Raw genomic sequence first — 25,148 nt, forward strand, 5'->3', positions numbered from 1 at the left:
GGACAACGCCAGCCAGACAAAACGACGCTGTATCCATCGTACCGCTTGCCCGAGTCAACGGAGTACCACTCTCTAGCAAGACAATGTCCAGCGCGCAAGAGCAGCAATTGTCCGAACAGTAAACGGAATACCGATAGTTAATCCCTTGGATGCAGGGGCGGTGCGGGAATCTCCTTGATTGCCGAAGCCCTCCAGCAAAAGGTGCTGCCCTGAGGCGTAGAGGACACGACCTGAACGTCTCCGTGCATGGCGCGGGCCAGCCCACGCGCGATCGTCAACCCGACGCCGCTGCCCTCACCCCGCCGACGGGCCAAATCTGCTCGGAAGAAGCGCTCAAACACCCGCTCGGTATGCTCGGGTGCGATCCCTGTACCGCTATCCTCCACCAGGAAGATCACTTGTCCGGGCTGAATTGTGACTCGTAACTGAACACTGCGACCTGCAGGGGTATGCCGCAGGGCATTGCCCAACAGGTTCGCCAGGATTTGTTGTCCGCGCTCCGGATCAATCCAGACCCAGAGTGGCGAGTCTGGAGAGGTCACCTGCAAGGTCACCTGACGGCTTTCAAAGGGCAGCTCATACCGCTCCTGGGCTTGCCGCAGAACATCATTCACGGCCACCGTTTGGAGATGTAAGTCGACCTGGCCCGCTTCAACGCGGCTGACCACGGTCAAATCCTCTACCAGACGTTCCATCACGGCCAGTTCCCGCCGAATACTGGAAATGGCCAGTGAGGTGGGGAAAATGCCGTCCTCCGCCGCCTCCGCGTAACCACGAGCGGCAGCCACAGGCGTCCGCAGCTCATGGCCGACATTCCCCATCAACTCCACCCGGCTCTCCTCGACCCGTTGCAACGTGGCCGCCATCACGTTAAATGACCGTGCTAGGTCTGCCAGTTCGTCGTGTCCCGCCGTTGGCAAGCGCCGGGCATACTCTCCACTGGCAATCGCCCCGCTCCCGGCCTGTAATACGCGAACCGAAGCGGTCACCCGCCGAGCAGCAACCCACGCGGTTAACGTCGCCACGACGAGCGCCATGGGCAGCGCCACGATCAAGGCGCGCGTCAACGTCCCGCGCATGCCTGCCGCCAGATCAGTCCGCAGGCTTTCGCCCTCAGGGCCAATCATTGCGGCCATTTCCTCGACATGGTGACGAATAAAGGGGAGGGCTGCCAATTCAGCCGCCAAGATCAACACGGCCCCCATCACGCTGACCACGACCAAATGGTGAAGCAACAGGCGCGCGAACAGTTTCATTCAGCTCTCCCGAAATCGGTATCCCAGCCCCCGAACCGTTTCAATGAATGTGGGGGCGTCGGCATCGTCTCCCAGTTTGCGGCGAATGGCCGTGATGTGCACGTCCACGACTCGGGTGGTGCCCAGGTAGTTTGAACCCCAGACACGCTCCAGCAACCGGTCACGTGACCACACCATCCCGGGATGCTGAGCCAGCGTGATGAGGAGGTCAAACTCTGTCCGGGAGAAACTGACCCCTTCGCCGTTTAGGGTGAGTTGACGAGACGTCACGTCCACTTCCAATGGGCCGACCACGATCCGTTCACGGATCTGCACCCGGCGCAGCAGGGCCCGAACCCGCGCCACCACTTCACGCGGGCTGAACGGCTTCACCATGTAGTCATCGGCCCCGGCATCCAAGCCCTCAAGACGGTTCTCAATCTCACCCCGGGCCGTCAGCAGCAGGACAGGGAGATCAGGGTGGGCCGTCCGAATGTACTGCGTGAGCTCCACGCCGGTGAGGCCCGGCAGCATCCAGTCCAGCACCGCGACATTGGCCCGCGCCAAGAGGGGCACAGCGGCGGTTCCGTCCATGGCAGTTTCAACGACGTGCCCTTCCGCTCTTAAATAAGCCTGCAACACCTCAACGATTCCAGGATCGTCATCCACGATCAAGATCGTCGCCACGAACAGATCACCCCCTTGTTCCTCCCGTGAATCATTCACAGATTCTGCTTGAAAACGCGACGGAACGCGCCAATGCCAGTATCAAGTTATTGCTAAGGTGGTTGTCGTTGGCGTAGGTGAACAGGACATGGGGTTGCTTCGCCTGCTTCAAGGCCCCTGCCAGGACTTGAGAAAATCGGTACGGCACGTGGGTGTCTGCCGTAGCGTGGTGAAGTTGCAGGGAACGTCCTTTCAAGTTTTGAAGAAAGAAGTTCGGTGAGATGGCTTGATAGGCGTTCACGTTGCGCTCTGGTCAGCCGTATGCTCTTGCCAGGCCTTGATGGTTTTTGCTTGCTTTTGATGCACCGGCCCATGGAGGTTGCAGGCGTTCAATAGCGCTTGTCTCAACGTCGGCCTCAAACGGCTGGAAACGCCTTAGCTCAATCGATTGTGGGAAGAAATGGAGCAGTGAATCGCAGCAGGCCGTCCCTAGATCAGAGAATGCACCAAAAGTAAGTATGAACCACGAGGGCCTTGCAATATCACAGCTCAGAACTCACGCCGTGGCGTAACTGCAAGTATGCAGATAGAGTCACTCGGTTGAGCTGTCAAGCGCTAGAAGGGTCAGAAACCTGGGGTCGTCGGTAGGCATCTTGCAAGAGCAGATGGGCAAAAATGCTGTCTTTCCCTATATCCAAGCCCAGTACGTGCATCACAAACCTCCCAGAGAGTGGGATGAGTTATCAGGTCAAGCTCTCTCGGAACTGGTTCTGATGGAGCAGGCTTCTGTGCTTTGGAGAGCTTTCAGTGTTCGGGAAGAGCGCCCGAATCGGCCAGACCTGCGGAAGGGCCTTGAAGGGCCTAAAAGCGAGCCTGGCTTGCTAGTTCGGGCTGGCCTGACTTCCCACTCTGATCAGGAATGGCCGTCAGGCGTAAGACATAAAAAGCGAGGCAAGCTCACCCGCTATTGATTTTGCCAGTGCAGCCGCTGAGAAAAGGCTTGGGTTAATCCCAAGATAGTTTTGCTTGGGCAACTACTGTCACTGGTAAGCGGGCACCTGGGCACAGATGGAAATCGACCCCAACTTCTCGCCTGCACATGCGTTTGCCTGCTGTGGTCAATTCCCTCGTCTGCCGGGACATTTTGTCCTGTACGGCGTCGGGGCGTGAGTGACCTGCTCAGAAAGTGTGGGCAGGATCTAGAAACGAAAGGGGAAGGCGTAACGCTCTGGTAACGCCCTCGGAAGAATCTAGTTCATCGGAGGGTTTTATGACAAGCATTCGCACCAGTTGGATTCCCGAGCCCCACATCACTAAGTTTCTCTTCGCAGACATCCGACTCGCGCCCCTGTGGGCTCTGATCCGTATTTACGTTGGCTATGAGTGGCTCATCGCCGGTTGGGGCAAGGTCACCAGTCCCAGCGGAGTTTGGGTGGGTGACCAGGCTGGTGCCGCCGTCTCCGGGTTCTTGAAAGGGGCACTCACGAAAACGACTGGTGATCATCCAGATGTGCAGGGCTGGTACGCTTGGTTCATCCAGAATGTCGCGCTTCCCAATGCAAGTGTCTTTTCTTACCTAGTCGCCTACGGGGAAGTCCTGATTGGCCTCGCACTGATCATCGGACTCTTTACAGGCCTCGCGGCCTTCTTCGGAGGCTTGCTGAACGCTAGTTTTCTACTGGCTGGTGCCGTGAGCAGCAATCCGTTGCTGTTCATCTTGGCGACGTGGCTCGTTCTGGCGTGGCGAGTGGCTGGGTACTGGGGACTCGACCGCTGGGCTCTAGAGAAGGTAGGCGTTCGCGTTTTCTCTAAGCCACCAGCCAACCTCACCCAGGTGTAAGGCGGCTTGAGACAAGGGAAGGAACTTTTGGGAGTTCCTTCCCTTGTCTTGACATTTTGCGATCCCGATTGTTCGCTGTGGACGGTTGCCACAGGGCATGGAACGGAGCAGTGACGCTGGATCTCAGCCATAGCTGAGGTCTGACACTCCGGCCATCAGCTCTTCCGTGCAGCGGAATAAAGTCCAGCGCCCCACCGACCCACTCTTCCAAGATGCGCTACAGCGAAAACGGTTTAATCACTGCCCCTTCCTCCCACCCTGCTAGATGATCGACGGTCACAGCAGGCGAACCAACTCGCGGAGCATATCTTTTACAGTCACGATCCCAGTCAACTGTCCATAGTGGTTGACCACCACCAGCGCACCGACATTTCGGCTCAAGAGCTTGGTGGCTCCTTCTGCAATGGAGGCCTCTTCATCAATCGTCACGACCTCAGTGGTCATGATGCTGCGGACTTTAACCTGACCGATATTCTGAATCCTTTCGTGTCCAGAGATCAGTGGGGCTCTGGAGGGCCAAGCATCCTTGAGATCTCGGTCGCTCAACATACCCACCAGTCGACCTTCTTCCACCACAGGAAGATGTCGACAAGGCCGGGCTTTCATCTTCATCAGTGCAATCGGTAAAGGCTCATCTGGCCCAACCGTATGAAGGTCAGTGGACATGATCTTGTGGATAGGCATGGGGACTCCTTGCAACTCAGAAATGAGCGAATGTACACAGCTCAGTAACGCCTTCTATCTCAGGTTTTTCGCTCTCTTGATCATCTACAAACGGTCAACCGCTCAACCTCGTTCAGGCATTGTGTTTGCATAAAGCTCTCGACCAGTGACGCCCAGCACGACCACTAGAACGCCGTTTGGTTGATGTGGCCTCAGTCCTCTAATAGAACTAATTTTCTTCAGCAAAAAACCACCACTTCAACCATCCATTTGGAGTTTGGGAGCAGTCTGGGCCTCTGATTCAGGCTCCTGCTCTGCGCGTCCAGCTCCGCCTGACCAGCTTGGTCAGTTCGCGCAGCCAGAGCACAGACGAGGCTACGGCGGCGCAGACCAGCCAGTCGGTCAGCCCAAGGGAAACCGTCCCAAACGCTTCTTGCAGCGGAAGGACGTTGAGCACCAGCGCGTGCAGTCCCAGCGACAGCGCCACTGCGCCCCACAGCCAGCGGTTCCGGAACAGACCATGAAAGGCGCTGCGGGTGTCTGAACGGGCATTGAAGACATTGAACAGCTGGAAAAACATCAAGGTGGTAAAGGCCATCGTGCGGGCATACGTCAGCTCGCCCGTGCCCGCGATCAACCCGCCGGGCAGCGCGGCGTCGAGCACGCCCAGGGTGCCTGCGGCGACAACCACTCCGACAAAGATGATGCCGCGCCACATCTGAGGCGTGACTACGCCCTGAGCTTTGGGGCGCGGCGGGCGGGTCATCACGTCTGGGTCAGCGAGGTCGAGGCCCAGTGCTAGGGCAGGGGCGCCGTCTGTCGCTAGATTGATCCAGAGAATCTGAGTCGCCAGCAGCGGCAGCACCACTTCGCCGGGTTCACCGACCAAGCCGAGAAGAGAAGCGAACACCACACCGAAAAACATGGTCATCACCTCGCCGATATTCGAGGACAACAAATAGCGCAGGAATTTCTGAATGTTGTCAAAAATGCCGCGTCCCTCCTCGACGGCAGCGACAATGGTGGCAAAGTTGTCGTCCGCCAACACCATGTCGGCGGCTTCCTTCGAGACGTCGGTGCCGGTGATACCCATGGCTACGCCGATGTCGGCGGCCCTGAGCGCGGGTGCGTCGTTCACTCCGTCTCCGGTCATGGCCACGACCGCGCCCGTGCGCTGCAGGGCCTGAACAATCTGCAGCTTGTGCTCGGGATCGACCCGTGCATACACGCTGATCTCCTGAACCACCTGCTCCAGTTCGGCGTCAGACAGGTGCGTCAGTTCTGCGCCGGTCATCGCCCGCGCGCCGTGCTCCACCAGACCCAATTCAGTGGCAATTGCGGCGGCCGTGCGGGGATGGTCGCCAGTGATCATGATAGGACGGATGCCTGCCATCCGCGCCTGCACTACAGCATCTTTAGCTTCAGTGCGCGGCGGGTCAATCATGCCGACTAACCCAAGGAACACCAGCTCCCTTTCCATTCCTTGATTCGCCTCGCCCTGCAAAGCGTCTTCCGGTAGCCTGCGGGCCGCTACACCAAGTGTCCGGAGCGCCTGAGCTGCCAATTCCTCGTTCGCAGCGTGAATGGCCGTGCGGCGCTCATCGCTCAGCGGCCGGATCTCAGTGCCGAACAATTCCGCAGTACAGCGTTCCAGCAGCACATCGGGGGCCCCCTTGCTGAACAGAGTCAGTTGCCCAGGCTGCTTGACATCAGTATGAACGGTGCTCATCAGTTTGCGCTCAGAGGAAAACGGCACCTCACCGACCCGGGCGAAGCGTGCGTCTAACCGTTCAGAGGACACCCCCGCCTTGTGCGCCGCTACGATTAGGGCCGCTTCCGTGGGATCACCCTGAACGCTCCAGTGCCCGTCCTGCTCCAGCACCGCTGCGTTGTTGGCCAGGTCGGCCCCGGCCAGCAGCCGCTCCACTTCCTCTCGCTGAAGTCCCCGGCCCAGCGGCCCTCCGGTGCTGCTGAGCTCACCTTCCGGCCCGTAGCCGCTGCCGGAGAAGTTGGTCACGCCGCTGGCGGTCACGGCCACCCGCACCGTCATCTCGTTGCGGGTTAGGGTGCCCGTCTTGTCTGAGGCGATCACCGTGGCGGACCCGAGGGTCTCGACGGCTGGCAGCCGCCGCACGATGGCGCGGCGCTTGGCCATGCGCTTGGTGCCCAGGGCCAGCACTGTCGATGTGATGGCAGGCAACCCCTCGGGCACCGCCGCGACTGCCAGCGCCACGCCCAGGATCAAGACGTCCACGAAGCCGGCGACGTCGCGCACGCCGTCGACCAAGACGATGGTCACGATCATGACCACGGCAATCATCAACACGACCACGCCCAGCAGCCGACCGGTACGGTCGAGTTCCCGTTGCAGCGGCGTCTGCTCGGAGACCGTGCGTCCCAACAGTCCGGCGATCCGTCCGATCTCGGTGCCCATGCCCGTGGCGGTCACGAGGGCCCGGCCCCGGCCCCCACTGACGGCCGTGCCCGAAAACACCATGTTGTGACGGTCGCCCAGCGCCGCTGCGCCGCCCACCGGCAGGGTGTCCTTGTCAGCGGGCAAGCTCTCGCCTGTGAGGGACGCTTCCAATGTCCGGAGGGCGATCGCCTGCGTCAGCCGGGCGTCGGCAGGAATGGTATCGCCCTCCTCCAGGAGCAGCACGTCACCGGGCACCACCTCACGGGCCGGCACCGAGCGGGGCTCACCGCTGCGCAGCACCCGGGCACTGGCCGCCGACATGGCCTTCAGGGCCGCGACCGCCTGCTCAGCCCGGGCCTCCTGCACATAGCCCAGCACGGCATTGATCAAGACGATGCTCAAAATAGCCAGCCCCTCGTACGGCAACGCGGAATCGCGCTCATACAGCCACAGGCCGACCGAGATGGCCGTCGCGACCAGCAGTAAAATCACCAGCGTGTTCTGAAACTGCGCCAGAAAGCGCCGCCAAGCGGGGAGAGACGGCTCGGCTTCCAGTTCGTTGAAACCGGCGCTGGCCAGCCGCGTCTGGGCCTCGGCGTTACTGAGACCCTCGACCGGGTCGACCCGCTGGGCTCGGGCTACCTGTTCGCTGGTCTGGCGGGAAGGATCGGCGTGCCCCTGTTGAAGCTCGGCAGCCACACCCAGTACAGCTCGGTCAGTCATGATGACCCGGCCATTTTAAGTACAGGACGCGAGCCGAAACCCGGCGAATTGCCCCCGGGTATCGGCTGGAGAGCATGTGTAATAGGTGGCAAGACGAGCGATGAGGCATTTGTTCTCCGAAATAGGGGTGGCTTAGAACAGGCTGAGTGATCGGTGGTAGACGACGTTAGAGGGATGCAAGATGGTAAACAGACGATCCGCCCCAACGCCAACAAGGGTCAGGATGGCGTGGGCCGATCCCTCTCAGCGATTTCCCGCATCAAATCCATCTGTGCTTGTTGGATCACCAATAAGCGCTGCCATTGCTGCTGGGTGAGGTGGTCGAGTTTGTCGTGAAGGTTGCGAACCTCTAGTTCAACTTTGAGGTTGACTTCATAGTCTTGCTCGGCACGCAGACGGTCACGGGCTTCCTGACGGTTCTGACTCATCAGAATCACAGGTGCTTGTAAGGCTGCCACCGACGACAGCACGAGATTGAGCAGGATAAACGGATACGGATCAAAGGGCTTGTCGAACACCTGCAGGGCGTTGACAGCGATCCAGACGATCAACAGGCCCACAAACAGCCCGATAAAGGCCCAACTTCCGCCGAAGTTCGCGACACGGTCCGCCATGCGGTCTCCAAAGGACCGCCTCCGGTCGTCCTCCGCGTTGAGGTTCTTCGTGACCAATTCCTGCTGTTCCAGGCTGCGGAGCGCTGCAGCCTGCATGGTCACGAAGTCAGACTTGTCTTGCTTGATGGCGAGGTCGATTTCATGGCTGACGGCGCGGTTGATGCACGACAGACAGATCAGGGCGTCAGAGGTGACCTGCGGGGAGGTAGCGCGTACGCAACTTGCCACTCCCAGCCGCACGGCAGACAGGGGCAGTAGATCCGCTGGTCTACGGAAGGCGTGGCAAGCCGCGCAGGCCACGCTGGAAGTCCCTGGAGGAAGCTCGGTCATGGGGTCATCCCTCTTTTAGGAGGGGTTCCGAAGGCGTTTGACGTTTGCATGGGCCAGACGACACGGCAACCAGTTGAGGACGACGAGAACCAAGCAGCCGGTCTCCCACACCTCTGACCCTCATTCATCCTGTCCGGTGGTCATCCCATCTGCTGTCCAGCGCCAATCCCTGACTTCTGGCAGGTCATCACCGGTTCCCTGCACATACGCTCGGTGCTCGTCAAGCTTGGTCAGCAGGTGCTGCTTCACGCCTGCCCCCACCTCTCCTAAGCGGGGCACGCGGTCAATGACGTCAATGGCGAGGTGAAAGCGGTCAAGGTCGTTCAAGACCGTCATGTCAAACGGCGTGGTGGTCGTGCCCTGCTCCTTGAAGCCGCGGACATGCAGGTTGGCGTGACCCGTGCGGCGGTAGGTCAGGCGGTGGATCAGCCAAGGGTAGCCGTGGTAGGCGAAGATGATGGGCGAGGCGGTGGTAAACATCTGATCGAAAGCTGCGTCTGAAAGGCCGTGGGGATGCTCGCTCTCCGGTTGCAGCGTCATCAGATCCACCACATTTACCACCCGGATCTTCAGGTCAGGGAAGAACTCACGCAGCAGCGTCACGGCCGCCAGCGTCTCAAGGGTCGGCACGTCCCCCGCACAGGCCATGACCACGTCCGGGGCCGGGCCGTCATCCGTGCTGGCCCAAGCCCAGATGCCCAGCCCAGCCGTGCAGTGCTGCACCGCCTCATCCATGGTCAACCACTGCGGCGCAGGCTGCTTGCCCGCCACGATGACGTTGACATAGTGACGGCTGCGCAGGCAATGATCCGTCACCGAGAGGAGCGTATTGGCATCCGGTGGCAAATACACCCGCACGACGTCGGCGGTTTTATTCATCATCAGGTCAATGAAGCCCGGATCTTGGTGTGACAGGCCGTTGTGGTCTTGCCGCCACACGTGCGAAGTGAGCAAGATGTTGAGGGACGCCACCGGACGACGCCACGGGATTTTCCGGCTCGTGTTCAGCCACTTGGCATGCTGACCGACCATCGAGTCCACGACGTGAATAAACGCCTCGTAGCACGAGAAGAGACCGTGTCCTCCACTCAGCGTGTATCCCTCCAGCCAGCCCTCGCACAGATGCTCACTGAGCACCTCCATCACCCGGCCGTCCGGGGAGAGGTGTTCATCCGTGGGGAGCGTGGGTTCCAGCCAAGTCTTGCCGCTGGTGGCGTACACGCTGTCTAAGCGGTTGGACGACGTTTCATCGGGGCCGAACAGCCGGAAGGTGGTCATGTTCTGCTTCATCACGTCCCGCAGAAAGGTGCCCAGTACCCGCGTCGCCTCGCCATCCACCGAGCCGGGTTGAGGCACCGTCACCGCGTACTTGCGGAAGTCGGGTAACTTCAGGTCTTGCCGCAGCAGACCGCCGTTGGCCGCTGGATTCATGCCCATGCGCCGCTCACCGCTGGGGGCCAGGGCGGCCAGTTCTGGGCGCAGCGTGCCGGCCTCATCAAACAGCTCTTCAGGCGCGTAGCTGCGGAGCCACTCTTCGAGCTGCCGAACGTGCTCCGGGCTGCTGCTCAGGCCCGCCAGCGGCACCTGATGGGCGCGCCAAGTGCCCTCGACCGGTTTCCCGTCGACCACCTTCGGGCCTGTCCAACCTTTGGGACTGCGCAGCACGATCATGGGCCAAATAGGGCGTTCCTGGATGCCCTCCACCCGTGCTCGATGCTGAATGGCCGCGATGTCATCGTAGACCTGCTCTAAAGTTCGCGCCATCAACTCGTGCATCACGTCTGCATCGTCACCCTCCACGTAGTACGGCAGATGCCCATAGCCGCGCAGCAACGAGTCCAACTCTTCGTGGCCTAACCGGGCCAGAACAGTCGGGTTGGCGATCTTGTACCCGTTCAGGTGCAGGATCGGCACTACCGCGCCGTCGGTTTTGGGGTTCAAAAACTTGTTGCTGTGCCAGCTGGCGGCCAGCGGCCCAGTTTCGGCTTCGCCGTCGCCGATCACGCAGGCCACCAGCAAGTCAGGATGATCAAACGCCGCGCCGTAGGCATGGGCGAGGCTGTACCCGAGTTCGCCGCCCTCATGGATCGAACCCGGGGTCTCGGGCGCGGCGTGGCTGGGAATCCCGCCAGGAAACGAGAACTGTTTGAACAGGCGACGCAGGCCCTCTTCTCCAGACCCAATGTCCGGATACAACTCGCTGTAGCTGCCTTCCAGATGAGTGTTCGCCACCAGGCCGGGGCCGCCGTGACCAGGACCAGCCACGTACAGCACCGAGAGGTCGTGCTTGCGAATCATTCGATTGAGATGCACATAGATAAAGTTCAGACCCGGCGTGGTGCCCCAGTGACCGAGCAGTCTTGGTTTGATGTGCGCCAAGGTGAGCGGCTCGCGCAGCAGCGGATTGGCCAGCAGGTAGATTTGACCGACGGACAGGTAGTTGGCAGCCCGCCAGTAGGCGTGGGTCAGGCGGAGTTCAGCGGGCGTCAGGGTGGACGGGGGGCGGGGGGTTGCAATACTTGTCATGCCAACCTCTTTTGATTTCAGATGCACCGACGTCTAACGATGTGGCGCGCAGGATAGGATCGGGGACGACCCTCACGTGAGATGATTCCTAGAGGAGAGTCTTTGACGAAGGTGTTACGATGCCATTACTAGACCTGATCACGCCGACTCGTCCAGACCAATCCTTCAAGCGATAAGCGTGCTTCCTGATGGCCAACTGCAGAGCCAGCGGTATTTCAATGGGGTGGAGGCAGGATGTCTGTAATGTCCCACCGTGCCCTGATGCTGGGTGATCTGGGCGCCAACATCTTTCGGGCAGGTGAACGTGTGATTACGCCTCACGCTCCCTTCCAGGTGCTCAGACCTCTGACGCCCTGCGTGAAGAAGGTCATGCTCAGCCATCCAATCTCTAAAAACCTCGGGTGCTAGGGGATCAAAGGCCGCCAAAGAACAAGGCTAGATTGTGGGCAGCAATTTTGCGGCACACATGGGCGCGAATGGATCGAAAAGAATTGAGCTGTGGAAGCATAAGGTGAAATGAGCGATCAAGACGAGAAAAGACCGTTTCTATCGTCTTTCTGAGGCCCCTCCGTAACGCCCCACCCGGGGCGCGGTTGCTTCATGTTGCTTTTGGGTTGCGCGTAGACGCCACAGCCTTGGTAGCCCCGATCACCGAGTACCAATGCTCCTTCGCCTTCGTCCAATAAGGTGCGAGCGGCGGATCACTTTCATTTCCAGCAGCGAGGGCAAAGCGGACGATCATGCCATGATCGTCAATGATGGCCTGCAGCTTGAAGCCATAGAACCGTCCTTTCACACTGTAGCCTCCGTGCCCACCGCGTCCACTGCCCGCCTCGGTGATCGCTCGGGGTCGCGCATAGCGCGTCCCTTTGCACAGCACCAACGGTGTGCTGTCAATCACATACACAGTGTCGTCGTTGAAGTGGGGCAGTCTCAAGGCAAGATCAGCGTAGATGGTCTCGAGATTGGCCTGAATTTGGAGATACCGGGTTCGATCTGGCAAGCACAGAAACAGTGCCCGGTACGTCGAACGCACCTGAGCCAACCACTTCTGCCCTGACACTTCGCCAAGCAATTCGCCCACGAGCGCAATCGTCATCAGTTCGCCGTAACTGCCCTTCTGATTCGGTTCGTGGGGGAGCACAAATAAGCCGCTGCATGCAGCGGCTTGGAGATAATCATCTACGTACACGTAGATGAGCGTGAACAGGTCTTCGACGGTATCCTGATCCAGCGGAAGTTCTTTGGTAGGCATACCGGAGCTTCCGCTTGTTCATGTCCCGTTCGCAACCCCTAGCACCCGAGGTTTTAAGGCAGATAGAGGGGAACAGCGGAGGGGCCTCATCTGGGTATGGACGCAACAGCCGGGAAGCGAGTGGGGTTCGAACCGGCCAACATGCGGAGGTAAGGATATTTTCGGTTGTGTGGCCTTCACTTGCCGCGCAGCAGGTGGAGGGCAGGGGTGGCCTGAGGTTCAAGCCACCCCTGCCGCAACCGCAGACCACGTCTGGAACGCTTGTCTTTGATGCGCTCTTCGGATCAGGGCGGAAACGCTGGTGCGAGTGTACTGGTAAAAGTTCAGAGGTCCGGGCGTGTCGGCTCAACACTTCCTGAGCGCGTTTTCGTCGCTTGAATCCAAGTTGCGTGTTGCAGCGTGCCGTGGAGATGACCTGGGGGTGGTCGACGTGGATTCAGACGGGTGAGTTCCTGGATCGCCGCCCCGTCACTTCGCCGCCCATCGGTGTGGATGACCTCTGAGACATCAGAGTCTTCCCACCGCCGGGTCAGGAAGGTCTATGCAGCTCTCTCCGTCCCGATGTCTCTGAAGGAGAAGGTCGAGGACGAAGCCGTGGTCATCCATGGCTCTGCACCACCAACGCCGGACGCCATGGATGCTCGGACACCTGCATCAGAGGCCACCGGGAACCCCGCCCCTGTTCCCGGTGGCGTACATCTTCAGCGAAGAGGGAGGCGAACTTGATCCACCCTTCGCGCAGCGTCTCGTGACTGACCTGTTGGGCCGCGCCCGTGGCGCAAGTCCTGAATGTCCCGGTCACTGGGAGGAAAGCGGTGATCGAGCCAGACGGCGTGCTGGAGGATGATCATGGGGAAACGGTGGCGGGAGGGCTGGGCAGCGGTCACGCACAGTCAGCCTCCCCCGATCCGGTTAAGGCAACACCACCATAATTGGAACTAAGCTTTACAGGTTTGAACGACGCCCTGCTGCAGACTGCCCGAATCTCAGGCAGTCTGCTCTAACGACGAGTCCCCTTGGCCTTAAATTGTCAAAACCTCTCAGAGCATCCTTATTGAATATGCTTGGCGCGGTGAACCACTGCCGTGCTCCGGTCATTTCAAGCCCGAGTAATAGACAGGCCCAGTTCCAAGTAGGGGCTAGTCACTTCCTGTGGCACGTCGTGCTCCACCACAAGGCCACTGATCTCTGTCAGAGGTGCAATCACGTACCGCGAAGCTACGCCCATGGAGGGCAGCAGCATCATCCGGCATGTCAGCCACCTCACGCAGGAGACCAGGGGGTTGGCCCGTATTGAATGACCCTACCGAATCCTCTCGTTCTCCCGCCACAACTCCAGCAGTCGTGCACGCCCAGAGGGTGAGACCCGCACCCGCGCCCGCAGTCCCGCCGCGCCCTGCCCTTCCTCGACCCGGGCGGCTTCCTCACTCAGGTAAAAGCGCTCAATCCCATAGTTGAGGGTGACCTGACCACCGCTGCTCCACTGCACCCGGCCCCGCAAAAAGACCCCGGCTCCGGGACGAAGAGACACGGCCCGCTCGCCGGTCCACAAGCCATCACTGCCTTTTTGCAGCGGGACATAGGCCAACTGCCCGGCCTTCACGTCTGGCCCAGGTTGCACCCGGCTGACCCCGTACCCCAGCGTCAGGTATTGCCCCCGCAGCAGGTCGCGCGGGTCCACTGGTGCTGTTTTCAGCATGATCTCCTGAGCTCCAAAGCTGTCCAACACAGCCGGGGAAAGCAACCCGCCCACCAGCAACAGCTGGATGGCCACGGCCAACCCCAGGCGTCCTTGGGGGCTCGTTGGCCGCTTCATTTCGCCGCCGGAGACAGACGCCGCCGCGCCACTTCCAGTCCCCACCCCAAAGTCAGCAGCAGCAGTCCAGCGCCTACCAGCGCGGCTCCGGTGGCGGCCAGCGTGCCCAACACTCCGAAATACACCGTCAGCACGACCAGCCCCACGTTCAGCAGGCCCCAGTTCACCCACGCACGGCGACCCTCGCGGTGCCCCAACCAGGCCAGACTCAGGGAGAGAGCCGTCAGGAGTAGCAACAGCATGCTCACGACGTCACCCTGCCGGAGATGCAGCGCATAGACACTCTCCAGAAGCAGGGGCGGTCCCCAGAACGCCCAGGGATTCGAGAGGTCCCGCCGACCCGGTTCACGGCCATGAACTTGGGCAGCAGCCAACATCAACAGGCCCAGACTTCCCACGGTGACCTCGGGATTTCCGAGGCTCCAGCCGGACCACCCACCGTACACCCCGCTCAAGGGAATGACCGCGCCCAGTGGCAGCGCGAGGTGCAGGGCCGGGGGCAGGCGCATGGCGTAGGCCAGAATCAGCAGACCAAGACCCCACAGGGCCAGCAGCACGTTGACGCCCACATCCAGTTGGAAGCCCTGCGAGACAAAGGCCAGCAACGCTCCGTACAACATGCCTCCCAGCAGGTACAGTGCAGCGCCCATTCCCGGCAAAGAGGCGCTGGGCCGGTCGCGGAGGTGGTACCCGCCCGCATATGCCCCCAACATCGGAAGCAGCACGCAGAGCAGCTTGGCCCAGCCAGGCAGTTCACGCCAGTTCGCGCCCACCAGCGCGATGATTCCCAGTCCCAGCACCAACGCGCCGAGTGCGGACAGAGTGGCTGCCCAGGGGTTCGCTAAGCGGCGGGCAGGGTCAGCAAGCCCCTCGTGCACCAGGATGGCGTGAACCTGTCGCCTGCTGAGCAGACCTCCAGCCTGCCAACGTTCCAACACCTCAGGGAGGGGTTCTCGGAACGGTTCGCCTAGGGAATCTGCCATGAGACAGTTTGACACTCCCGAATGTTCCCATCACGTTCCCGGCAACCCCTGTCAGCACCAAGCAGCTTGTTGGGGAACGACTCACCTTTTCGGACGACTCTTGGGTCGTCGGAACAAGCAAATCTCGACCCGGAAGCCCGGTTTGCGCTGCAGGTGGCACCTCCCGTGACGAAAGGTTGTACGCTGAAGCTGGCTCTGCCGCTGCCACTCCCTCTCGCACCTGCACCCGCACTCCTGCGGGCACGGCAATTGCGGCGCACTCTGACAGTCTTGCGTTCTCTCCTGGTGTTTCATCCGGGCGCAACCGCAAGAAGATGCCGCTCTGGGTGAGCTTACCAATCTCGCCGACCTGCTGAAAGCACGAGTCCCCTTCCTCCGACGCGACACGCTGTCGCGTATCGCTGACGTGATCGGCGCCCTGATTCAGGCGCAATCCACCTGTCACAGAGTGTTCTGCGTGTCAAAGGCAGTGCTCGTGTCGATGGTGACCGCCTCGACGAGCTCTACGCTGACCTGCCTCCTGGCCGGATGGTCGCCATGCTGGACAAAGAAGTGATCTATGGTGCCGCCTGCAGATCGTGGTCACCAGATCCATGGCTGGGGACCTGGTGTGTCTGGTTACCTATTGACACGCCCAGGACGCGTTTTTTGTCTACCGACTTCGCTGGTCGATCGAATGCACTTTCTCGTTGATGAACGTGCGCGGCTTCAACTTGGAACGAACCGGGATGACGCAGGAAAGTCGCCTCGAGCGGCTGTTTGGCATGGTCACCCTCGCCTGCGTGTGGGCGTAAATGGGACGCTCCAGCGCCCCATTCAGGTCAAGACACATGGCCGCAAGCCCCTGAGCCTCGTCACCGCGGGTTGGGAACGCCTGGCACACGTACTCCGGTGGAATCCCCCAGTACGGGTCACCTTTGCGAACCTCCTGGCGTCTAGTTTTTCAGTGCCTGACGCGGCTGGAGGGCAAGGTGTCCAGTACTGAAGCGGTTATTTATACTTTCTGAACTCGCTTTTTTACCCCTAAGAGCTCTGTACCAGACAACTTCAGGTTGCGGCTGTGCTGGACGAGGAATCTGTGAACGTGTGAATGGTTGCGAAGCGGTACGACAAACGGCGGTGTTTTGGGGGTGTGACGACTCCAAAACCCGCCGATCTTCAGCGTACCGAACTCACCCGCCACTTCAAAGCTTGCGTTCCTTTCCCCGGTACGACACGCTGCAGCGTGTCGTGGACGTCATCCTCGCGATGGTCACCGCCCAAAGTGTGAACCAGAGTACTCTGTGCAGCCATCTCCCCGGAGCCAGCTCTCCAGAAGCGAAGAAACGCCGGGTGGAACGTGGCTGCCAGGATCCACAACTGACTGAATCGGTGTTCCTCGCGTTTTGACTGGCCCTGCTGCCCCCAGAGAAACGGCTGCTCAGCTTGGACCGCACCACTTGGGAACGTGGGGCATGACCGCTCAATCTCCTCGTGCTCGGTGTCGTCCTCCACGGGTACACGGTGCCCTGGGTCTGAATCGCCCTGGATCACGATGGGGACAGCGATACCACAAAGCGCCTTCAACTCGTTTCACGACCCTTGAAGGCCCTTCCAGCGGGACGCTGGAAGGGCTTAGTTGCCGACCGGGAGTTCATCGGCGGGGAGTGGTTCCGGTTCCTGAAACGAAAGAGGATCAAGCGGGCCATCCGCATCCGGAAAAACGCCATCATCGACGAGTTGCGCGTAGACGAGTGGTTCGGGGACCTGAAGGTCGGAGAAGTGCGCCTCCTGGTGTCTGGGTCATGGTACGCCCGGTTTGTGGAGCCAGGCGAGTATGCCAGCCGTATCCGGCTTGCGGAAGAGCCACCTTTGGACGATTGACGGCGACTTCTAATTGGATCCAAACCCCTACACTGCCCGTCCATGATCCTTTAGTGGAAAACTAGGTTTAAAAGTTGTACACTTGACTAAGACAGATGACTAAGAATAGAGGCGAGTGATGACCACCGACAGAGTCTGTCGACAGGTAGACCAGCGCGGCCTCAGCCAACTTCAATGTCAGTCCACTGGGGCACTCACCCCCTGCCCATCTGTCTGCGACGGGGAACGCCTATGAAGGCCAGACGAGCTGCGCGGGCCGACACTAAAGAACGCTTCTTGGACGCAGCCGAGCGGCTCTTGATCCAAGTGGGCTACGCCCCGATTACCACCCGGATGCTGGCTGAGGAGGCAGGGGCCAACCACGGACTCGTTCACTACTATTTCGGCTCCATGGAAGAACTTTTCCTGAAGGTACTCGAACGTTTCACTGAGCGGCTGGTTGAGCGCCAGCGGGCGATGTACGCCGCGCCGACGCCGTTTATCGAGAAGTGGCGGCAAGCTATGCGTTACTTGGACGAAGATCAGCCGTATCAGAAAGTTTGGTGGGAGCTTCAGGCCATGGCCTGGAACCACCCTGAGTACCAAGCGCGCGTGCTTCAGGTCCACCGTGCCTGGCGAGACGCGATGAGAAGTGCTGTCTTGGAGGCTTTCTCGCGCTATCGGCTGAGCACTGGCCCGTTCTCGGTCGAGGACTGGATCACGTTGATCGTCTCGATGAATACGGGACTCATCCACCAGCGGCTGTCGGGCACTCGGGACGGCCATGAAGCGCTCCTGGCGGCCATCGAGCGCTGGCTATCGGCGCTGGAGGTGGAAGCCCTAGAGAAGGAAGAGGTGACTGGACAGGGATAACATCTGGGGGTAGGCATGAGAGCACGCGAACTGGATCAAGCTGGTGTGGCAGAGCGTCATGGAGTGCGGTTGCATTACGAGGTCTTCGGCTCCGGCCCGACGACGGTGTTTCTCCTGCCCACCTGGTCGATCATCCACTCGCACTTCTGGAAAGCGCAGGTACATCACCTCGCGCGACACTTCCGGGTGCTGACCTATGACGGGCGTGGCAATGGCCGATCCGACCGGCCAGAAGCCCCCGAGGCTTACCGTGACGAGGAGTTTGTGGCCGACGCGCTGGCGGTCATGGACGCCACGGGGACGGAGCGTGCCATCCTGATCGGGCTCTCGATGGGCGCGCTGCGGGCGCTGTATCTGGCGGCTGACTTTCCAGAACGTGTTCAGGCGGTGGTTTTTATTGGGTCGGCGGTGAATCTGGCACCGGGACACCCCGAACGGCTGCTGTACCCCTTTGATCAAAAGCTGGATACCGTTGAGGGGTGGGCCAAGTTCAACGCCCACTACTGGCGTCAGGACTTCCGGGGTTTCCTAGAGTTTTTCTTCAGCCAAGCTTGCAGTGAACCTTATTCCACCAAGGTGATCGAGGACTGCGTGGGTTGGGGCCTGGAGACCGACGCCGAGACGCTACTCGCCACGCGGGGGGGTGGTGGAGGGAGCCCAGAGGAACTGCTCGAACTTTGTGCCCGCGTCCAGTGCCCCACCCTCATCCTGCACGGGGATCACGACGCGATTCGGCCGCATGCCAACGGCGTGGCCTTGGCGCGCGCCACCGGCGGCCAGCTCGTCACACTGGCAGGCTCAGGGCACTTGCCGCAGAGCCGTGACCCCGTCAAGGTCAACCTGCTGGTGCGCGAGTTCGTGGAGAAGGTGTGTCCACCTCCTGCGGCGGGTGAACGGCGGTGGACGCGGAGCGCCAGCCGCAAACGCCGGGCGCTTTTCGTCTCCTCGCCCATCGGCCTGGGCCACGCCCAGCGCGACGCTGCCATCGCGCGCGAACTGCGGCGCCTCGTGCCGGAACTGGAGATCGACTGGCTGGCCCAGGATCCGGTCACGCGCGTCCTGGCCGCCGAAGGCGAGCGGGTGCATCCGGCGAGCATCTGGCTGGCCAGCGAGTCGCGACACATCGAACTGGAAGCCGCCGGGCACGATCTGCACGTCTTCCAGGCCTTGCGGCGCATGGACGAAATCTTCATCGCCAACTTCATGGTCTTCCACGACGTGGTGCAGGCCGAGCCGTATGACCTGTGGATCGGCGACGAGGCCTGGGAACTCGACCACTTCCTGCACGAGAATCCAGAGCTGAAAACGGCGCCCTATGTCTGGCTCAGCGATTTCGTCGGCTACCTGCCTATGCCGGACGGCGGCGAACGCGAGGCTTTTCTCACCGCCGACTACAACGCCGAGATGCTGAGGCACCTCGCCCGCTTTCCGCAGGTACGCGACCGCTCGATCTTTGTGGGCAATCTGGACGACATTGTGCCGTAGCGCTTCGGGCCAGGCCTGCCGCTGATCCGCGAGTGGACCCAGGAGCATTTCTCGTTCCCTGGCTATATCGCTGGCTTTGACCCGGCGGGCCTGCCGCCGCGCGAGGTGCTTCGCGCGGAACTGGGCTATGCACCTGACGAGCCAGTCTGTGTAGTGACCGTCGGCGGCTCGGGCGTCGGCGCTCACCTCCTGCACCGGGTCATCGACGCCTTTGATGAGGCCCGGCGCCTGGTACCAGGATTACGCATGGTGGTCGTTGCCGGGCCAAGGATTGACCCGGCCACACTACCCACGAGAGTTGGCCTAGAGGTGCATCCCTACGTGCATAACCTCTACCGACTCTTGGCGGCCTGCGACCTCGCAGTTGTGCAGGGTGGCCTCACGACCACCATGGAACTCACGGCGAGTGGTCGCCCGTTCCTGTACTTCCCGCTGGGCCACCACTTCGAGCAACAGTTCCACGTTGCCTACCGCCTGAACCGCTACGGCGCCGGACGGCGGATGGACTTCGAGACCTCGACCCCGCAGGTGATCGCCGAAGCCATCGCCTCTACCATTGGCCGCCCAGTCCACTCGCAGGCCGTCGAGACCGGAGGCGCCGCCCGCGCGGCGGCCACAATAGCCGAATTACTCTGACAAACGAGCGTCTCAGCAAAAGAGGAAACCGCACATGACGTCAAAGCGTTCAGCCACCGTTCTCCACCCTGGGCTGCCGCCGCCAAGCCCCAGTCTCTCAAGCCCCGGCATCATCCTTCTTGGAGAACAGACCTGGGAAGGCGCTCGTCCTCATTCCTGACTCCCGCTCCGTCCTCCACCCCCTTCACATTCCCGGGCCACCACACGCCCGTGGAAGGAGACACGAATGACCACCATGTTGCCTACAATGCCGGTCATCCCCCCAGTGCTCAGCGACGAGCTTCTGAAGGGCTTTGCCGTCCGCGCTCCTGCATATGACCGCGAGAACCGATTTTTCAGTGAGGATTTCGAAGAACTTCGGGCGTCCGGCTACCTGAAACTTGCCATTCCCCAGGAACTGGGTGGGGCCGGATACACCCTAGCTGAAGTGGCCTGCGAGCAGCGCCGTCTGGCCTACCGGGCACCCGCGACCGCGCTGGCCATCAACATGCACCTGTACTGGACGGGCGTCGCCGCCGACCTGTACCGCGCGGGCGATGATTCACTGGAATGGCTGCTTAAAGAAGCGGCGGGCGGTGCAATCTTCGCCGCTGGGCATGGTGAGGCGGGCAATGACCTGCCCCTGATGTACTCAAGCGCGCGGGCCGAGCGCGTTGAGGGCGGCTATCACTTCACGGGCCACAAGATTTTCGGCAGTCTGTCACCAGTCTGGACCTGGCTGGGGTTGCACGCCATGGATACCTCCGACCCCGAGCATCCCAAAGTCGTTCACGCCTTTATCCGCCGCGATACGGCGGGCTATCACATCGCCGAGACCTGGGATGTGATGGGCATGCGCGCCACCCGCAGCGACGATACAGTGCTCCGTGATGTGTTCGTCCCGGACAGCCAGGTCGTCCGAGTGCTTCCTGCCGACTGGGCCGGTGCAGACGCCTTCGTGCTGAACATTTTTGCCTGGGCGCTGCTCAACTTCGCCCACATCTACGCGGGCTGCGCCGAGCGGGCCTTCGACCTGACCGTGCAGAGCGTGACGAAAAAGACCTCGGTGGCCATGGGCGGCGCCACCATGGCGCACAATCCGATGGTGCAGCACCTTGTGGCCGAGATGGCGCTGGAACTTGAGACGCTGCTGCCGCACCTGGAACGCATCACGGATGACTGGTCAAGCGGGGTGAACCACGGCAGCCTGTGGCCCTCGAAGATCGTGGCGGCCAAGTACCGAGCGGTGCAGGGCGCCCGGCGCGTGCTTAATCTCGGCCTGGACGTGATGGGCGGAAGCGGCGCGTTCCGGGGCACCGAATTTGAGCGGCTGTACCGGGACGTGGCGATGGGCGGCATCCATCCTGCAAACGACGCCTTGACTCATGAAATCGTTGGGAAGACTCACCTGGGCTTGTTGGGCGCCTCACCGCGCTGGGGCTGAACCCAACTCAGCTCTCCACCCGAGACGCACTCCTATAGCGGGGGGCGCTGTGCGCCCCTCACCTTTTCCTGCGTTCATAACAAGCGTGTAGGTTCAAGGGCAGAGCAGCAGGCCGCTCGGTGCAGCTCTCCAAATTCGGCAGCGCCTCCTGCACAGCCCGCACGGGCGCGTTGAAAGAGGTGTTTAGTCTGGGGGCTGGGGCCGTGGGCTTCATCCTTAATGGTCTAGGCTTCGGCGTGAATATCATCACGCAGGCGCTGTCCGATGTGTTCAGCTTGGGCGCCGACGTCCTGGGGGGCATCCTCAAAACTCTGGGCTTTGACGCCAGCGCTATTACGGGGGCTTTGAAGGCGGTGTTCAGCCTGCCAGCGGCAGCGATCGGGACGATCCTCCAAGGATTGGGGTTCGGCGTGAACGTGATCGCGGGTGCCCTGAACGCGGTGTTCAACCTCAGCGGCGCTGTCTTGGGCGGCATTTTGGAAGGTCTGGGCTATGGAGCCAATGCTATTGCGGGTGCACTCCAGACCGTGCTGGGGCTAACGGGTGACGCGGTCGCTGGCATCCTCCAGGGCCTGGGCTTTACAGTCAACGTGATTACCGGAGCATTGAGCGCGATCTACGGCTTAGGTGGAGACGCGGTCGCCGGTATCCTGAAAGGCTTGGGCTTCGGCGCAGACGCCATTGCCGGTGCCCTCAAGGACGTCCTGGGCTTGGGCGCAGACGCTGTGGGCGGCATCCTCAAGGTGCTGGGTTTCGGGGCAGAAGCCATCGCCGGGGCGCTGCAAGGGTTGTTCAGCCTGAGTTCGGACGCGCCGAGCGCCCTCCTGGGTGGGCTGGGCTTCGCCGCCGGCATCATTGACGACATCCTCTGCTTTTTCTTCTGCTGAGCGTCGGTCTCGCCGGTCGTTCAGGAGCACCAGAACGGAAGATCCTGATGTGTTCAACTTGTTTCCCAACCACCTAGAACTCGGAAATACTGACGCCTTCGCCGCCTTGAATCCTTCCACCGGCATTCTCCTCTGGCAGGTCAAGAATTCCCTGACTACCCCCAAAACCTAACCAAAACATGGCATAAGTGTCGCCAAGGGGTTCCGTCAGGTTAATTAGTAAGGTGGTGGACAGTGACTGACCCAACGCCCTACCGACACCGCTTCCCGATCAGCGTCATCCAACACGCGGTTTGGATCTATGACCGCTTCCCGTTGAGTTACCGGGATGTCCAGGAACTGCTCCAGGAACGCGGCACCCGGGTCAGCCATGACACGCTGCGCAAGTGGAACATCAAATTCTCGCTGCTCATCGCTGAAGAGCTGCGTCACCGGGAACCCCGTCGGGGCTCCCGGTGGCACATGGACGAGTTGTGTACCACCGTCGGCGGTGTCCGTCACTGGTTGTGGCGGGCCGTTTCACCTCGCCTGATGACGGTCATATCTCCATCCTCAACCAGAGCGTCATGGCACTGGACTGGCTCAGCCAGCAGCAAGGAGAACAGCAATGACGAAAGACACCACCTGGACGAACACCATCACGCTTTTCGCCGAAAACCTTAAAGAGACGAAGGCGTTCTATAGCCGGGTTTTTGAACTTCCGATCTTTTTTGAGGGCGATACCTCAGTCGTCTTCACATTCGGTTCCACCAGGATCAACCTGCTTCAGATCGGTCAGGCAAACGAGCTGGTCACCCCCGCCAATGTTGCCAACAGTCAAACTGGCGCGCGTGCGGTTTACACGCTGGAGGTCGATGACGTTGATACCAAGTGTGCGGAGCTGGAGACCAAAGGTGTCCCCCTGTTGAATGGACCGATGGATCGTCCCTGGGGGATCCGTACGGCCAGTTTCAAAGACCCGGCGGGGAATATCTGGGAGATTGCGAGGTAGGTATGGATCTCTTGGAGACGCTGCTGACCTCGTTGCAAACCGTTATCTAAGAAACTGTAAGGGACTGACGCGCAGGAAGTACCCAGACTCACAAGTTTTAGCGCGACGCACGTCAAGAGGGGCACGACCGTCTGGATGCACAATAATGCGCCTGAGGTTCAACCATGACGATTGAGTGGCGAGACAGGCCAGGTATCGCGCTCCTTGTGGATCTGCCCAGCAGGCTCACTTCCCTCATCAGCCGGGAATTAGGGGCACTGGGGTTTTCTGGGCCAGACAATGCTCAGGCCTCTTCTCTTCTTCGGGAGGCACTCGAACGAGTCACACCTCTGGCATCGCGTAAAGCGCGTGGTTGGATCCGTTGGGCGCTGCGGATGTCGAAGCAGTTTAGCTACGACGAGAACCGCGCCGCCGCTCAACTCTGGCATGCCTTGCTCAGAGGCGAGCATCCTGATGTATGGCGACATCTCAGTGTCAGAACCGTTTGGTCGGGTGTACTCGACGGGCCAGCATTCGCAGCCCTTGCCGAGGCCATCGGGACTGCACTTGAGACCCTGACGCTCACTGAGGTACTGGACATTCAGCCTGATCTGCAGCCATTCCAACAGACCATTCAGGCGTTCGTCGCGGACCAGCCCAGTTCCGACCTGGCGGCGGACCGGCTTCAAGCCTGGCTCCAGCCCCGCAGTCAGGCGTTCCGGAACCATCACCTGACGCTGTACCTTCTGAAGTTCGCTGTCGTGCATGAGGAAGCCCGCATCTTTCTGGGCAACCCCAGTGCGCCCCTGTACACCGCTATGCTGGATGTTCTGGAGAAGCACGAGGCTGAGGTCGGGACGCTCAAGCGGTACCTGAGTGAGGAGGGGCAGGTGCGTATCTGGACGCGCAAGACGCGCGCGCTTGAGGCACTTCTCCCGTATCTGGCGAAATTGTTCGAGCTGCAGCGAACCTATACCGAAGCGGAAGTTACGCAAGTGTTACAGCCCTGGTTGACAGCTGGCGACGTCGCAGAAGTACGGCGCACCCTGATTGAATACGGCTGGCTGGCACGAACGCCCAATGGAGCCGTGTACTGGCGTGTGAGCCAGGAGGCAGATCCTTCCGCAAGTCGGTGACCCACGTCAAGATCAATCTTCGGGCTGAAACCACCTCGTGATCGAGGTTGCGGGCTCTGGTTCGAGCTATCAGCCGGAAGATTGGTCGCGAGGATGTGCTCCTCCTCCCCCAAGTGACCTCCTGACCCCGTCCCAAATAGGCATCAGGTGGACTGCTGGCTGGCCTTCAATTAAAGTCTTCGATCCGCCACTCCTCCTGCCAGTCCAGGTAGGCCATGTCTCCCTCGAGCCGCACGGGCAGCCAGACGTACCCCGCGGTGGACGTGTCGGGAGCGGCAACGGGATACGGCCAGCGCTCAGGGGGGGGGGGTCTTGGAGAAGGCTGTGCAGGAGACGCAGGACGCCCTCTAGGCCTCGGCAGCACCTCAGTCGTCAGAGGCCGAGGGAATGCCGTCAACAGGTGAAGGGCCTTCCTGAGCATCACCGAAGTGATGAGAAGAAGGCGACCTGTAGGGGTGGCCTGTGATGTTGCACAGCCTTGTGCGGTATGCAGGAGACGTCCAACCTTTCCAGTCTCATGAGGGATGAATCTCTTGCCTGAGCCGTTGGGCTCCACTGAGCAGCAACGGTATGAGCTTCAGGAGCGGATTGAGCGCCTGTTGGCGGCAGTCGCGGCGGGGCAGAGAGTGGTCGAAGAGCGAGCATTTTGTGCTTAAACGCTTGCCGCAGAATGGCAGTGGTGGTGAGAGCAGGGCACCGAGGAGGGCTGTTCTGTGAACTGCCCCCTCGAGCGGCACGTTGGATCCACTGCACGCCCGGCTGCGCTATCCGGTGGGCGAGTCCCTGCTGTTCCCGCTTCCAGTACCCCGCATTATGATCTTTAGCTCAT

General features: G+C 60.8%; 21 protein-coding genes and 2 pseudogenes. 12 read left to right on the top strand and 11 right to left on the bottom strand.

Going from position 1 to position 25,148, the window contains the following annotated elements; translation table 11 throughout:
• Positions 1–137: 137 nt before the first annotated feature.
• Genes M1R55_RS17350 through M1R55_RS17360 form a run of 3 tightly spaced genes read right to left on the bottom strand, consistent with a single transcriptional unit; the run spans position 138 to position 2,202 of the window.
• Entirely contained in the window at positions 138–1,256 is a 1,119-nt protein-coding gene (locus tag M1R55_RS17350) for a cell wall metabolism sensor histidine kinase WalK (RefSeq protein ID WP_249394790.1), read from the bottom strand.
• Positions 1,257–1,922, bottom strand: a complete 666-nt coding sequence (locus tag M1R55_RS17355; protein ID WP_249394850.1) for a response regulator transcription factor — start codon at positions 1,920–1,922, stop codon at positions 1,257–1,259.
• A 31-nt stretch (positions 1,923–1,953) separates the two neighbouring features.
• Positions 1,954–2,202 carry a S9 family peptidase gene (locus M1R55_RS17360; RefSeq protein WP_249394791.1) on the bottom strand — a complete coding sequence of 83 codons (249 nt, stop codon included), beginning with the start codon at positions 2,200–2,202 and terminating at the stop codon, positions 1,954–1,956.
• A gap of 969 nt (positions 2,203–3,171) precedes the next feature.
• Here M1R55_RS17360 and M1R55_RS17365 point away from each other — a divergent pair.
• Complete coding sequence (locus M1R55_RS17365; RefSeq protein WP_249394792.1) at positions 3,172–3,741, top strand: DoxX family protein; 570 nt, start codon at positions 3,172–3,174, stop codon at positions 3,739–3,741.
• Between the two features lie 276 nt (positions 3,742–4,017).
• Here M1R55_RS17365 and M1R55_RS17370 read toward each other — a convergent pair whose 3' ends face one another.
• From M1R55_RS17370 to M1R55_RS17405, 8 genes and pseudogenes are all read right to left on the bottom strand, one after another.
• Positions 4,018–4,425 (bottom strand): CBS domain-containing protein, encoded by a 408-nt coding sequence (locus tag M1R55_RS17370; RefSeq protein WP_249394793.1) that lies wholly within the window; start codon positions 4,423–4,425, stop codon positions 4,018–4,020.
• A 280-nt stretch (positions 4,426–4,705) separates the two neighbouring features.
• Positions 4,706–7,543, bottom strand: coding sequence for a cation-translocating P-type ATPase (locus M1R55_RS17375; protein WP_249394794.1), 2,838 nt, complete (start codon positions 7,541–7,543; stop codon positions 4,706–4,708).
• Between the two features lie 218 nt (positions 7,544–7,761).
• Complete coding sequence (locus M1R55_RS17380) at positions 7,762–8,487, bottom strand: DUF1003 domain-containing protein (protein ID WP_249394795.1); 726 nt, start codon at positions 8,485–8,487, stop codon at positions 7,762–7,764.
• A 120-nt stretch (positions 8,488–8,607) separates the two neighbouring features.
• Complete coding sequence (locus M1R55_RS17385) at positions 8,608–11,013, bottom strand: phosphoketolase (RefSeq protein ID WP_249394796.1); 2,406 nt, start codon at positions 11,011–11,013, stop codon at positions 8,608–8,610.
• 598 nt (positions 11,014–11,611) lie between these two features.
• Positions 11,612–12,268, bottom strand: a complete 657-nt coding sequence (locus tag M1R55_RS17390) for a transposase (RefSeq protein WP_249394797.1) — start codon at positions 12,266–12,268, stop codon at positions 11,612–11,614.
• Positions 12,269–12,487: 219 nt separating this feature from the next.
• Positions 12,488–13,155 (bottom strand): annotated as a pseudogene (locus M1R55_RS17395) (DDE-type integrase/transposase/recombinase).
• A 416-nt stretch (positions 13,156–13,571) separates the two neighbouring features.
• On the bottom strand, positions 13,572–14,084 hold the full coding sequence (locus M1R55_RS17400; RefSeq protein WP_249394798.1) for a GDYXXLXY domain-containing protein: 513 nt from the start codon (positions 14,082–14,084) through the stop codon (positions 13,572–13,574).
• Positions 14,081–15,067, bottom strand: a complete 987-nt coding sequence (locus M1R55_RS17405; RefSeq protein ID WP_249394799.1) for a DUF2157 domain-containing protein — start codon at positions 15,065–15,067, stop codon at positions 14,081–14,083. Before M1R55_RS17405 ends, M1R55_RS17400 begins: the two co-directional genes overlap by 4 nt.
• A 1,191-nt stretch (positions 15,068–16,258) precedes the next feature.
• On the opposite strand from M1R55_RS17405, the gene M1R55_RS17410 reads away from it, so the two are divergent.
• The 11 genes and pseudogenes from M1R55_RS17410 to M1R55_RS31760 all read left to right on the top strand — a co-directional run bounded on the left by M1R55_RS17410 (position 16,259) and on the right by M1R55_RS31760 (position 24,975).
• Positions 16,259–16,456 (top strand): hypothetical protein, encoded by a 198-nt coding sequence (locus tag M1R55_RS17410; RefSeq protein WP_249394800.1) that lies wholly within the window; start codon positions 16,259–16,261, stop codon positions 16,454–16,456.
• 192 nt (positions 16,457–16,648) lie between these two features.
• Complete coding sequence (locus M1R55_RS17415; RefSeq protein WP_249394801.1) at positions 16,649–16,930, top strand: hypothetical protein; 282 nt, start codon at positions 16,649–16,651, stop codon at positions 16,928–16,930.
• A gap of 231 nt (positions 16,931–17,161) precedes the next feature.
• Positions 17,162–17,782, top strand: coding sequence for a TetR/AcrR family transcriptional regulator (locus tag M1R55_RS17420; protein WP_249394802.1), 621 nt, complete (start codon positions 17,162–17,164; stop codon positions 17,780–17,782).
• Positions 17,783–17,851: 69 nt separating this feature from the next.
• The gene (locus tag M1R55_RS17425) at positions 17,852–19,267 is read left to right on the top strand and encodes an alpha/beta fold hydrolase (RefSeq protein ID WP_249394803.1); all 1,416 of its coding nucleotides are present in this window, start codon (positions 17,852–17,854) and stop codon (positions 19,265–19,267) included.
• A gap of 153 nt (positions 19,268–19,420) precedes the next feature.
• On the top strand, positions 19,421–19,903 hold the full coding sequence (locus M1R55_RS17430) for a glycosyltransferase (RefSeq protein ID WP_249394804.1): 483 nt from the start codon (positions 19,421–19,423) through the stop codon (positions 19,901–19,903).
• A 226-nt stretch (positions 19,904–20,129) separates the two neighbouring features.
• Positions 20,130–21,326: an acyl-CoA dehydrogenase family protein gene (locus tag M1R55_RS17435; protein WP_249394805.1), complete on the top strand. Its 1,197-nt coding sequence runs from the start codon at positions 20,130–20,132 to the stop codon at positions 21,324–21,326.
• A 119-nt stretch (positions 21,327–21,445) separates the two neighbouring features.
• Complete coding sequence (locus M1R55_RS17440; protein WP_249394806.1) at positions 21,446–22,213, top strand: hypothetical protein; 768 nt, start codon at positions 21,446–21,448, stop codon at positions 22,211–22,213.
• A 234-nt stretch (positions 22,214–22,447) separates the two neighbouring features.
• Positions 22,448–22,741: pseudogene (locus M1R55_RS17445) on the top strand (IS6 family transposase); the annotation flags it as partial.
• Positions 22,742–22,820: 79 nt separating this feature from the next.
• Positions 22,821–23,204: a VOC family protein gene (locus M1R55_RS17450; RefSeq protein WP_249394807.1), complete on the top strand. Its 384-nt coding sequence runs from the start codon at positions 22,821–22,823 to the stop codon at positions 23,202–23,204.
• A 374-nt stretch (positions 23,205–23,578) separates the two neighbouring features.
• Positions 23,579–24,319 carry a DUF2087 domain-containing protein gene (locus M1R55_RS17455; RefSeq protein ID WP_249394808.1) on the top strand — a complete coding sequence of 247 codons (741 nt, stop codon included), beginning with the start codon at positions 23,579–23,581 and terminating at the stop codon, positions 24,317–24,319.
• Between the two features lie 524 nt (positions 24,320–24,843).
• Positions 24,844–24,975, top strand: coding sequence for a hypothetical protein (locus tag M1R55_RS31760; protein WP_256566019.1), 132 nt, complete (start codon positions 24,844–24,846; stop codon positions 24,973–24,975).
• The last annotated feature ends 173 nt before the right edge of the window (positions 24,976–25,148 follow it).

Origin of the sequence: Deinococcus sp. QL22 (assembly GCF_023370075.1) — a bacterium.
GTDB lineage: Bacteria > Deinococcota > Deinococci > Deinococcales > Deinococcaceae > Deinococcus.

Coding starts and splice junctions, on each gene's coding strand:
- M1R55_RS17350 (WP_249394790.1), bottom strand. CDS start 1,256: ATGAAACTGTTCGCGCGCCTGTTGCTTCACCATTTGGTCGTGGTCAGC.
- M1R55_RS17365 (WP_249394792.1), top strand. CDS start 3,172: ATGACAAGCATTCGCACCAGTTGGATTCCCGAGCCCCACATCACTAAG.
- M1R55_RS17370 (WP_249394793.1), bottom strand. CDS start 4,425: ATGCCTATCCACAAGATCATGTCCACTGACCTTCATACGGTTGGGCCA.
- M1R55_RS17375 (WP_249394794.1), bottom strand. CDS start 7,543: ATGACTGACCGAGCTGTACTGGGTGTGGCTGCCGAGCTTCAACAGGGG.
- M1R55_RS17380 (WP_249394795.1), bottom strand. CDS start 8,487: ATGACCGAGCTTCCTCCAGGGACTTCCAGCGTGGCCTGCGCGGCTTGC.
- M1R55_RS17385 (WP_249394796.1), bottom strand. CDS start 11,013: ATGACAAGTATTGCAACCCCCCGCCCCCCGTCCACCCTGACGCCCGCT.
- M1R55_RS17390 (WP_249394797.1), bottom strand. CDS start 12,268: ATGCCTACCAAAGAACTTCCGCTGGATCAGGATACCGTCGAAGACCTG.
- M1R55_RS17400 (WP_249394798.1), bottom strand. CDS start 14,084: ATGAAGCGGCCAACGAGCCCCCAAGGACGCCTGGGGTTGGCCGTGGCC.
- M1R55_RS17405 (WP_249394799.1), bottom strand. CDS start 15,067: ATGGCAGATTCCCTAGGCGAACCGTTCCGAGAACCCCTCCCTGAGGTG.
- M1R55_RS17420 (WP_249394802.1), top strand. CDS start 17,162: ATGAAGGCCAGACGAGCTGCGCGGGCCGACACTAAAGAACGCTTCTTG.
- M1R55_RS17435 (WP_249394805.1), top strand. CDS start 20,130: ATGACCACCATGTTGCCTACAATGCCGGTCATCCCCCCAGTGCTCAGC.
- M1R55_RS17450 (WP_249394807.1), top strand. CDS start 22,821: ATGACGAAAGACACCACCTGGACGAACACCATCACGCTTTTCGCCGAA.
- M1R55_RS17455 (WP_249394808.1), top strand. CDS start 23,579: ATGTCGAAGCAGTTTAGCTACGACGAGAACCGCGCCGCCGCTCAACTC.
- M1R55_RS31760 (WP_256566019.1), top strand. CDS start 24,844: ATGAATCTCTTGCCTGAGCCGTTGGGCTCCACTGAGCAGCAACGGTAT.